Below are 10,364 nucleotides of genomic sequence, written 5' to 3' on the forward strand. Positions count from 1 at the left end.
ATTTTGTTATTTTCATAACTTCTGACTATTTTCTCTATTCGGTTGTTAATGTCCTTTTCAATGTTGTGCGGTTGTCCCCGCTACAAGAAGTATAATAACATAAATTTTAAACTGTGTCAACAAGTTTTTTTTACTTTTTATTAAATTTTTCATAAATTTAATTTAAATCTATTTTTTCCATCTCTTTCTAGTATCCCCTCTTCAACAAATTCACTAATTACCCTAGACAAAGAGGGTCTACTAACTCCGAATATTTCAGATAACTCTTTTATTGAATGTTTAAAAAGTATTTTATTATCTATTTTATTTTGCTGAATATAATCAAACATTTTCTCTCTTATTGTTTTCGCATTAAAATTTTTCCAAACTTTATTTGATAAAAATTGAGTTTTATCTGAAATTTCATTTAAAAAATTTATTAAAATCATTTCTTTTATATTAAATAATTTCAAAAGATTTTTTTTATCAATATGTAAAATCTCAGTTTTTTCTAAAGAGATTAAATCAACAGGTATAATATTGTTTTGACCAAAAACAAAAGCTGAGGCTATTAAATCACCAGTAGATAAATTCTCTATCTTTTGAATATCACCTGTATCTTTTAACATCTCTGCACTTAAATTTCCTTTAAGAACAATAGAAATACCATCTAATACATCTCCTCTAAAAAAAACAATATCGTCTTTTTCAAATTTCTTTACATCAAAGTTTATAGTATTAAACATCTCTTTTATTTCATTTTCCTCTAAATCTTTAAATAGTATCACTTTTTTTAAAAAATCAAAATTCAATTAATTTACCTCCCGTAACTATTTTTTTAATTTATTTATAAATATAATATCATTGTTTATTAAAAAAAATAATAATATAATTATTATAAAAAAAGAGGTGATTTAATTTATGAAAAAATTTGGATTACTTGGAAAAAATATTTCCTATTCATTCTCTCCAACACTTCATGAAAAAATATTCGAACTATACAATATAGAAGCCGAATATAAAATTTATGATTTGGATAACGAAAACTCTATAGAGCACTTTTTATCTACACTAAAAGCAGATGGAATTTTAGGATTAAATATAACCATCCCATATAAAACAACAATTCTAAAGTTCGTTAATGAACTTTCGCCGGAAGTTAAAGCGATCGGAGCTGCAAACTGTATAAAATTTTCTGATAACAAGATAATTGCCTATAATACTGATTATTTTGGACTTATAAAAACTTTTAAAAAAATGGGATTGAATCTAAAGAACAAAAAAGTCGTTGTTTTAGGAAGTGGAGGAGCTGCAAAAGCTACTATAAAAGCACTTGAAGACTTGAAAGCAATTGTATATACCGTTTCTAGAGATCCGGAAAAAGCTAAACAAACGCTACATAGTTCGTTTACTATTTCATATGACGAACTTATGAAAACTTCTGGCTATTTAATTATAAATGCTACTCCAGTTGGAACTTTTCCTAATACAGAAATCTCTCCTGTACCCAAAGAAGTCCTTCTAAACTTTGACTTTGCTCTAGATTTAATATATAATCCTAAAGAAACTCTATTTTTAAAATTTGCATACTCTAATAATAAACAGATCGAAAATGGACTTTGTATGCTAATTTCACAAGGAGTTAAATCTGAAGAGATTTGGAATGAAGTAGAGTTAAACTACGAAAAAATTTATGATGAACTTATTGATGAAATTTATAAATAACGGAGGATTATAAAAATATGAAAAAAATAGTTATTACATGTCCTAAGTGTAAAGAGAAAATGAGAATAATGGATAAAGTTGCTAAATATAGATGTCCTAGCTGCAAAGAGGTTTACAAGTTTACAACTTTCAAAAGAATAATCCAAAAAATTATTGGTTTCTTCCAAGGAATTGTACAAACTTTTATAGATATAAAGACAAATTTTATAACAAAATATAGAAATACTAAAGCAACATATAACTACATGAAGCAAATGAAAACTAATATGAAAAATAATCCTAATTGGTCAAACTATCACAAAGAACAAGCTGAAGAAAAAAAGATGAGAAACGCACAAAAACCTAACTTTTGGGATAGATTCAAAAAATAAAAATAGGAGAGCAAAATTGCTCTCCTATTTTATTACTTTACAACTATATTTACAATTTTACCTGGAACAACAATAATTTTAACTACTGTTTGACCCTCGATGAATTTCTTAACATTCTCTATTTCTAAAGCTTTAGCTTGAACTTCCTCTTTAGAAATTGTTCTTTCTACTTCTAAAGTTCCTCTTAGCTTACCATTAACTTGAACTGCTATTGCAATTTCATCAGCTATTGTTAACTCTTCTTTATGAGTTGGCCAAGCTTGTAAGAATAACATCCCTTCATTACCCATCTCTTGCCATAACTCATCACAGAAATGAGGAGTAAATGGAGATAACATTACAACCACGTTTACCATAGCTTCTCTAAATATTTTTTTAGATTCAGATGTCTCTTTATCCGTTCCTAAAACTTGAACTCTAAAGTCTTGCATCTCATTTAATAACTCCATAGTTGCAGCAATCGAAGTATTGAAGTGATAATCCGCTTCAATCGATTCAGTTACCTTTTTAATCGTTTGATGTAACTTTCTTACTAAAGCTTTATCCTCTTTAGTCAACTTAGAGTAGTCAATCTCTGACGTATCTGCTAAATACTCTTTATTTTCTAAAACTAATCTCCAAATTTTATTTAAGAATCTAGCAGCTCCTGCTAATCCATTTTCATTCCACTCTAACTCTCTTTCAGGAGGTGCAGCAAACATTATGAATAATCTTGTTGTATCTGCTCCATACTTATCTATCATTATTTCTGGGTCAACACCATTATTTTTTGATTTTGACATTTTTTCTACTTTTACTTGTAACTCTTCTCCAGTAGTTTTTAAGAATGCTGAATTTCCTTTAATTTCTACTTCTTCAGGATATAAGAATCTATTCTCATTAGCTGAGTAATATGATGGTCCTAATACCATTCCTTGAGTTAATAATCTTTTAAATGGCTCGTTAGATGAAAGAAGACCCATATCTCTTAAAACTTTTGAGAAGAATCTAGAGTATAGTAAGTGCATTACTGCATGCTCTATTCCTCCAATATATTGGTCTACTGGTGCCCATCCATCAGCAATCTCTTTTGCAAATGGTAAGTTTTCATTTTTAGGATCACAATATCTTAAGAAATACCAAGATGAATCTACAAAAGTATCCATTGTATCTGTATCTCTTCTTGCTGGCCCACCACAACATGGACAAATTGAATGTTTGAAACTTTCAGATGTCTCTAATGGATTTCCATTTCCTGTAAACTCAACGTCTGTTGGTAGTAAAACTGGAAGATTTTCATCTTTTTCCATTACTACTCCACACTTTTCACAGTATAAAGCTGGAATTGGTGTTCCCCAGTATCTTTGTCTAGAAACTCCCCAATCTTTTAATCTATACTTTGTTGTTCTTTCTCCAAAACCTTTCTCTTCTACAAATTCTGCTATTTTAACTAAAGCCTCTTTTGAAGATACTCCGTTAAATTCAGAAGAGTTCGTCATTTTTCCAGATCCAATAAATGCATTTTTCATTTCTGATGCAACTATTGAAATCTCCTCTTTTGATTCTTTATCTATAGGATTGATTACAACTTTAATTGGTAAATCATATTTTTTTGCAAAAGCAAAGTCTCTCTCATCATGAGCAGGAACAGCCATTACAGCTCCAGTTCCATAGTTCATCAGTACATAATCCCCTATCCACAGCTGAACTTTTTCACCATTTACAGGATTAATCACATGCCAACCTGTGTTTACTCCATTTTTCTCTTTTCCTTCAGCTGTTCTTTCTATCATATCAGTATTTTTCATTTCTGATACGGCATCTTTTATTGATGGATTAATTTTTATTATTTCATCAACTAAAGGGTGCTCTGGTGCTATTACTGCATAAGTTACTCCAAATAATGTATCAACTCTTGTTGTGAACACTGGTAAGTTTTCATCTTTTTCTACCAACTTAAAGTTAACTTCTGTACCAATAGATTTTCCAATCCAGTTCTTTTGCATTGTTAATACTTTTTCTGGCCATCCAGCTACTAACTCTTTATGCCCTTCTAATAACTCTTCAGCATAATCAGTTATTTTAAAGAACCATTGCTCTAAATCCTTTTGAATAACAGGAGTTTTCGAATGTCTCCAACACATACCATCTTCAACTTGTTCATTAGCTAGAACTGTTTGACAATCTGGGCACCAGTTTACTGTTGATTTTTTCTTATAAACTAATCCCATTTCAAACATTTTTTTGAATATCCATTGATTCCATTTGTAGTATTCAGGAGTATAACTCGCAATCTCTCTATCCCAATCATAAGATAATCCCATCATTTTCAATTGTCTATTCATATTATCTATGTTAGATTTTGTCCAAATTGCAGGGTGTGCTCCATTTTGAATTGCAGCATTTTCAGCAGGTAATCCAAACGAATCCCATCCCATAGGATGTAATACGTTATACCCTTTCATTCTTTTATATCTTGCTATTACATCTCCTATAGTATAGTTTCTAGCATGTCCTACGTGCAATTTCCCTGATGGATAAGGTAACATCTCTAAAACATAGTAGTTCTCTTTTCCTTCTACTTTATCTTCAGTTTTAAAAATATTTTCATCTTTCCATTTCTGTTGCCATTTTTCTTCTATTTGGCCAAAGTTATATTCTCTCATTTTTTCACCCCATCAATTTTTCATTTTATCTCATAATATAGCATAAAAAAACCTGTACTTCCACAGGTTTATTTATTTAATATAGGTTTTTAGCTATTTCAGAAAGTATGATTCCTCCAGCAACAGATACATTAAGAGAGTTTATCTTTCCATGCATTGGTATTTTTACTAAAATATCACAATTCTCTTTTACTTTCTTTCTAATTCCTTCCCCTTCACTTCCTAAAACTAAAGCTGTTTTATTAGGGTACTTCTCTTCATGATAGAACTTAGTTCCAGAACCTTCAGCTCCATAAACCCAGAAGTCTAACTTCTTTAATTTTTCTATCGCATCTGATATATTTGTAACTTTTACTATATCAACATGCTCAATAGCTCCTGTTGATGTTTTTATTACTGTTTCATTAATTTTTACAGAGTTTCTTTCAGGAATAATAATTCCTTTTACACCAAATATTTCAGCACTTCTTATTATTGCACCAAAGTTTCTTGGGTCTTGAACTCCATCCAAAATTAAAACTATTGATTTTTCATCTCTAGCTATTTTCTCTATAAACTCACCTAATTCGATGTAGTAATCATAATCACTAAGGTATGCTACAACTCCTTGAGAGTTCTCCTCTTTTTTTCCAACTGAGAATATTTTTATATTTCTTGCAGAAGCTAAAGCTTTTAATTTTCCAAGCTTCTCCTCTCTCATTCCTTTAAAAATCTCAATTTTCTCGATATTGTTAGACTTATTTTGTAATAACTCTATTACAGGATTTATTCCTATTACTTTTTCCATTTTCTCACCCTTATTTATATTTCTACTTTTATTCTTTCTATATCTGCACCTAGAGCTCTAAGTTTAACCTCTAAGTTTTCATATCCTCTATCTACATGATAAATTCTATTTACAATAGTTTCACCCTCTGCCAGTAATCCAGCTAATATTAACGACGCTCCAGCTCTTAAGTCACTAGCCATAACTTCAGCTGAAGAGAAGTTATCTATTCCATCTATTCTTGCCATATTAGCATCTGTTGTTATCTCTGCTCCCATTCTATTTAGTTCAGGAACATGCATAAATCTATTCTCAAATATTGTTTCTTTTATTTCACTTGTACCTTTTACCAAACACATTAAAGTCATCATTGGCGATTGTAAATCTGTTGGGAATCCTGGATGAGGCATTGTTGTTGCCTTCACTGGCTTCAAATCTTTAAGCTTTGTTTTAGTTGTTAAAGTATCTCCATCTATTTCAAACTCTGCTCCCATCTCTTCTAATTTAGATACAAAGCTTTCTATATGATCTCTAACAACACCTTTAACTGTTATAGCTCCATCGAACATAAGTGATGCCACTATAAATGTTCCAGCAACTATTCTATCAGGAATAATAGAGTATTCACAAGGATTTAATTTTTCAACACCCTCTATCTCTAATCTTCCGGTTCCTATTCCATTTATTTTAGCACCCATTTTCACTAAAAAATTACACAAATCGTCTATTTCTGGTTCTCTTGCTGCATTTTCTATAATAGTTTTTCCTTTTGCTTTTACAGCAGCCATTATAACGTTTTCTGTAGCTCCAACACTTGGGAAATCAAAAACAACTTTTCCACCGATTAGTTCTTCAGCTTCTCCTTCTACATATCCATGGTCTATATCAATTTTAACTCCAAGAGCTTCAAATCCTTTTAAATGTAAATCTACAGGTCTAGAACCTATTGCACATCCTCCAGGTAAAGAAACCTTCGCTTTTTTCTCATGAGCTAACATCGGTCCCATAACTAAGAAAGATGCTCTCATCTTTTTTACTAAATCATATGATGCAACCAATGATTTCAGTCCATTATTTACTATTTTATAAGAGTGATCTCCTAACTTTTCTATTTCAAGTCCTAAACTTTCTAAAAGTTGAACTAAAGTATTTATATCTCTTAAATTTGGTACATTATTTAAAACGTATGTTCCTTTCTCTATTAAAGTAGCTACAAAAATTGGAAGTGCTGCATTTTTTGCTCCTTCAACTGCTAACTCTCCACTTATTTTTTTTCCACCAATTATTTTGAATGCCTCTACGCTCATGTTATCTCTCCTTTTTGTCAAATCTATCTATTGGACATACTTTTCCAAATAATCTATCAAAAAAATTCATCTCTTGAAATTTGTCTAAATGTGATGGTAATTTTTCTTTCAACTCTTTATAGTGTTTTGGACAAATTTTATGCCCTTCTCCATAAATAAACCCTTCACTTAAACCAACATCTGTATATACCTTTGTTGCACTTTCAATTACAACCTCTTTATCTTCATTATCTAAAGCTTCACTTGATACAACTACTAAACCTACATTCCCTCTAAAAGTTATATCATCAACCAAAGTATATCTAAGTCCAACTTTTTCAGCTTCATCTATATAGGTTTTTATACATTCAAAGTGAACATCTCTTCTAATTTTTAATAGAATAGCTCTCTTATCTTTCATCACTTCTTTTATCTCGTTATGAATAAGATTTCTTTCAATCTCTTGTCTATCTAAAGCTGCCAATACATTTTCTTTAAATTCGCCTAAATAAATCAACTTTTCAGTTTGAGTTTTTAAGAAGTGTAGCTTTGCTTTTTCTCTTTCGTTTATTATATCATCTACCACGAAATCACCTTCTATAAAATTTTATTTTTATTAATAATTATAGCATATAAAATCAAAAAAGTGATATAATTAAATATAACATCACTATACAGGAGGTACTATGAGATTCAAACTTTTCCTTTGTTTTATTATAGTTTTTTCATTAAGAACTTTTACTCAGAACGAAATAGTTGATATCTCTGGATTTGTAACTGATAAAGAATTTAGATTAGGGAATGCCACGGTTTCTTTCTCCAATAGTTCTAATATTACAAAAACAGTAAAAAGTGATATCAATGGAAATTTTAGTATAAAACTCCCTAAAAACAAATATCGAATTACTGTAAAAAAAGATGGATATACCTCTTTATTAGATAACGATTTTTTTGTAGACTATATATTCACCGAACCTAAACAACTTATTTTAAATATGACTGACAATAAAATCCGTATATATGGAAAAATTATCAATAAATTTGGCGAACCTATTAATAATGCCGATGTCAAAATTAAAGTAGGAGAAAATTTAATAGATCTTAGCAGTGATACTTCTGGACGTTTTTCTTTTGAGGGTCAAGTTGGACTTATATCTATCTTTGCTCAAAAAGATGGATTCTATGGGAATGGAACATCTATGTTAATTCAAAATGAAAAATTTATAAACGACATCTCAATTACTTTAGAAGCAAAGACTTTTTATATTTCAGGCGCTCTTGTAAAAGGTAATAGCTATTTGAAAGATACATACCTTGAACTTATAAATGCCTCAAATAATAAAGTTATCTCTACTATAAAAACAACAAAAGACGGTCTTTTTGAATTTAGAAATATACTTACTTATGAAAAAGCCTACTTTAGAATTCCTAGTTTAGGATATAGAAGTGAATCTTTTACAATCAATAAAGACTTAAGACAATTTAATATATTTACAGATTAAAAAAGAAGCTAAAATTTAGCTTCTTTTTTCTTACTATTTATTTAATCTTTTATTTAATTCTTCAGCTTGTTTTTCAAATCCTTTTTTCCCTAAAAGAGCAAACATATTTGCTTTATAAGCTTCTACTCCTGGTTGGTCAAATGGATTTACTCCTAATAAATATCCACTCACTCCACATGCCTTTTCGAAGAAGTAGAACATATACCCTAAATGATATGGTGTTGCTTCTGGAATATTCACTATTAAGTTTGGTACTCCTCCATCCACATGAGCTAGTACAGTTCCTTCTGCCGCTTTCTTATTAACAAAATCCATTCCTTTTCCTGCTAAGTAGTTTAATCCATCTAAATCTAACTCATCAGCTTCTATTAAAATATCGTGCTCTGGAGTTTCAATATTTACTAAAGTTTCAAATAAAACTCTCTTTCCATCTTGAATATATTGCCCCATTGAGTGTAAATCTGTTGAGAAATCTGCTGCTGTTGGTAATAACCCTTTTCCATCTTTACCTTCTGATTCTCCAAACAGTTGCTTCCACCATTCACCAATATAGTGTAGTCTTGGTTCGTAGTTTATTAACATCTCTACATCTTTACCTTTTCTATTTAAAATATTTCTGATTGTCGCATATTTTAAACAGTCGTTTTCTGCATATGGTGCTTTATAAGCTTCTTGAGCATCTTTTGCTCCAGCCATTAGTTCATCTATACTTATTCCTGCTGCTGCTATTGGTAATAATCCTACAGCCGTTAATACAGAGAATCTTCCCCCTACATTATCAGGTACTACGAACGTTTCATATCCTTCATCTGTAGCTAGCTTTTTTAAAGCTCCTTTACTTGCATCTGTTGTAGCGTAGATTCTTCTTCTTGCTTCCTCTACTCCATATTTTTCTTCTAAATGCTTTTTAAATATTCTAAAAGCTATAGCTGGTTCTGTTGTTGTTCCTGATTTTGATATAACATTTACAGAGTAATCTCTATCTCCTATTATCTCTAATAAATCTTTTATATATTTACCTGATATGTTTTGTCCTGCAAAATATATTTCAGGTCCTTTTCTATTCTCTTTTGTTTGGTTGTTATAGAATGTGTGTGATAAAAATTCTATTGCTGATCTTGCACCTAGGTATGATCCACCAATTCCAATAACTATTAAAACTTCTGAATCATTTTTTATTTTTTCTGCTGCTGATTTTATTCTATCAAATTCAACTTTGTCATAATTAGTTGGTAAATCTATCCAACCTAAAAAATCATTCCCTGCTCCTGATCCACTCATTAAAGTTTCTGTAGCAGTTTTACATTGAGCCTCCATTAATGCTAATTCATTCTCATTAAAAAAACCTAGTGCATTTGAATAATCAAACGATAACTTTTTCATAATATCTACCTCCATATTAATTAAATCCCTGCATTTTTTTCCAAAGCCTCTACTCTTTTCCTTAACTCATTTACTTCCTTTTGAGTTTCATCATTTTTTTGCCTTATAACTTCAATATCAATTCTCATATTTTCTATTTTTCCATTAAATAACTCTGCATTAAAACCAATTTTAGTAAGCTCTCTTGAAAATTCATAAACCAAACTTTCTAAAATTACCAAATCTCCTCGATTAGCTTTTTTTTCATCTAAGCTATTAAAAGATCTGTTTAATCCTTCTGCAAAACTATACCTTGAAACCGGAAATTCTCCTTTGAATAAAAAACTATCTTCAGATATTATCCCTTCATTTACAAGATTTTCTATTGCTTTATATGCCCAATGGTTTTTAGGAACATCATCAAATATCAGCTCTTTTCCCTGTCCATAAGCTAATGCTATCAGTGTAAAGTATATCATAATTATTTTCTTCATACACTACCTCTTTATGGTTAATTTTTTTTCAATTATAGCACAAAGAATAAAAAAAAACAGCCCTAAAGCTGTTTATATCTTAATTTTGGAGGCGACGACCAGATTTGAACTGGTGAATAGAGATTTTGCAGACCTCTGCCTTACCACTTGGCGACGTCGCCTTCTATTAAATTAATGGTGCCCAGAGGCGGAATCGAACCACCGACACGGGGATTTTCAGTCCCCTGCTCTACC

At 30.3% G+C, this 10,364-nt stretch carries 10 protein-coding genes and 1 tRNA gene; 3 read left to right on the plus strand and 8 right to left on the minus strand.

All coding sequences use genetic code 11. The features are described from left to right. Positions 1–149: 149 nt before the first annotated feature. Positions 150–791, minus strand: a complete 642-nt coding sequence (locus tag L988_RS01525; protein WP_047380868.1) for a Crp/Fnr family transcriptional regulator — start codon at positions 789–791, stop codon at positions 150–152. A gap of 109 nt (positions 792–900) precedes the next feature. Here L988_RS01525 and aroE point away from each other — a divergent pair, with 109 nt between their 5' ends. After that, positions 901–1,704 (plus strand): shikimate dehydrogenase, encoded by an 804-nt coding sequence (gene aroE / locus L988_RS01530; RefSeq protein WP_047380870.1) that lies wholly within the window; start codon positions 901–903, stop codon positions 1,702–1,704. A gap of 17 nt (positions 1,705–1,721) precedes the next feature. Next, entirely contained in the window at positions 1,722–2,075 is a 354-nt protein-coding gene (locus L988_RS01535; RefSeq protein ID WP_047380873.1) for a zf-TFIIB domain-containing protein, read from the plus strand. Positions 2,076–2,107: 32 nt separating this feature from the next. Here the strand turns inward: L988_RS01535 and leuS are convergent, their stop codons facing one another. From leuS to L988_RS01555, 4 genes are all read right to left on the minus strand, one after another. Continuing rightward, complete coding sequence (gene leuS / locus L988_RS01540; protein WP_047380875.1) at positions 2,108–4,720, minus strand: leucine--tRNA ligase; 2,613 nt, start codon at positions 4,718–4,720, stop codon at positions 2,108–2,110. A 76-nt stretch (positions 4,721–4,796) separates the two neighbouring features. Beyond that, complete coding sequence (gene rlmB, locus L988_RS01545) at positions 4,797–5,507, minus strand: 23S rRNA (guanosine(2251)-2'-O)-methyltransferase RlmB (protein WP_047380878.1); 711 nt, start codon at positions 5,505–5,507, stop codon at positions 4,797–4,799. Between the two features lie 14 nt (positions 5,508–5,521). Further along, on the minus strand, positions 5,522–6,793 hold the full coding sequence (murA, locus tag L988_RS01550) for a UDP-N-acetylglucosamine 1-carboxyvinyltransferase (RefSeq protein ID WP_047380880.1): 1,272 nt from the start codon (positions 6,791–6,793) through the stop codon (positions 5,522–5,524). A gap of 1 nt (position 6,794) precedes the next feature. Beyond that, on the minus strand, positions 6,795–7,358 hold the full coding sequence (locus tag L988_RS01555; RefSeq protein ID WP_047380881.1) for a DUF1694 domain-containing protein: 564 nt from the start codon (positions 7,356–7,358) through the stop codon (positions 6,795–6,797). 100 nt (positions 7,359–7,458) lie between these two features. Here L988_RS01555 and L988_RS01560 point away from each other — a divergent pair, with 100 nt between their 5' ends. Next, positions 7,459–8,274 (plus strand): carboxypeptidase-like regulatory domain-containing protein, encoded by an 816-nt coding sequence (locus tag L988_RS01560; RefSeq protein WP_047380883.1) that lies wholly within the window; start codon positions 7,459–7,461, stop codon positions 8,272–8,274. 33 nt (positions 8,275–8,307) lie between these two features. Here the strand turns inward: L988_RS01560 and L988_RS01565 are convergent, their stop codons facing one another. The 3 genes from L988_RS01565 to L988_RS01575 all read right to left on the minus strand — a co-directional run bounded on the left by L988_RS01565 (position 8,308) and on the right by L988_RS01575 (position 10,291). Further along, entirely contained in the window at positions 8,308–9,657 is a 1,350-nt protein-coding gene (locus tag L988_RS01565; RefSeq protein WP_047380885.1) for a glucose-6-phosphate isomerase, read from the minus strand. Between the two features lie 20 nt (positions 9,658–9,677). Next, the gene (locus tag L988_RS01570; protein WP_052191633.1) at positions 9,678–10,130 is read right to left on the minus strand and encodes an S-layer homology domain-containing protein; all 453 of its coding nucleotides are present in this window, start codon (positions 10,128–10,130) and stop codon (positions 9,678–9,680) included. Positions 10,131–10,216: 86 nt separating this feature from the next. After that, positions 10,217–10,291, minus strand: a tRNA-Cys gene (locus tag L988_RS01575). Positions 10,292–10,364 lie beyond the last annotated feature (73 nt).

Origin of the sequence: Cetobacterium sp. ZWU0022, assembly GCF_000800875.1 — a bacterium.
Lineage (GTDB): Bacteria > Fusobacteriota > Fusobacteriia > Fusobacteriales > Fusobacteriaceae > Cetobacterium_A.

Coding starts and splice junctions, on each gene's coding strand:
- aroE (WP_047380870.1), top strand. CDS start 901: ATGAAAAAATTTGGATTACTTGGAAAAAATATTTCCTATTCATTCTCT.
- L988_RS01535 (WP_047380873.1), top strand. CDS start 1,722: ATGAAAAAAATAGTTATTACATGTCCTAAGTGTAAAGAGAAAATGAGA.
- leuS (WP_047380875.1), bottom strand. CDS start 4,720: ATGAGAGAATATAACTTTGGCCAAATAGAAGAAAAATGGCAACAGAAA.
- rlmB (WP_047380878.1), bottom strand. CDS start 5,507: ATGGAAAAAGTAATAGGAATAAATCCTGTAATAGAGTTATTACAAAAT.
- murA (WP_047380880.1), bottom strand. CDS start 6,793: ATGAGCGTAGAGGCATTCAAAATAATTGGTGGAAAAAAAATAAGTGGA.
- L988_RS01560 (WP_047380883.1), top strand. CDS start 7,459: ATGAGATTCAAACTTTTCCTTTGTTTTATTATAGTTTTTTCATTAAGA.
- L988_RS01565 (WP_047380885.1), bottom strand. CDS start 9,657: ATGAAAAAGTTATCGTTTGATTATTCAAATGCACTAGGTTTTTTTAAT.
- L988_RS01570 (WP_052191633.1), bottom strand. CDS start 10,130: ATGAAGAAAATAATTATGATATACTTTACACTGATAGCATTAGCTTAT.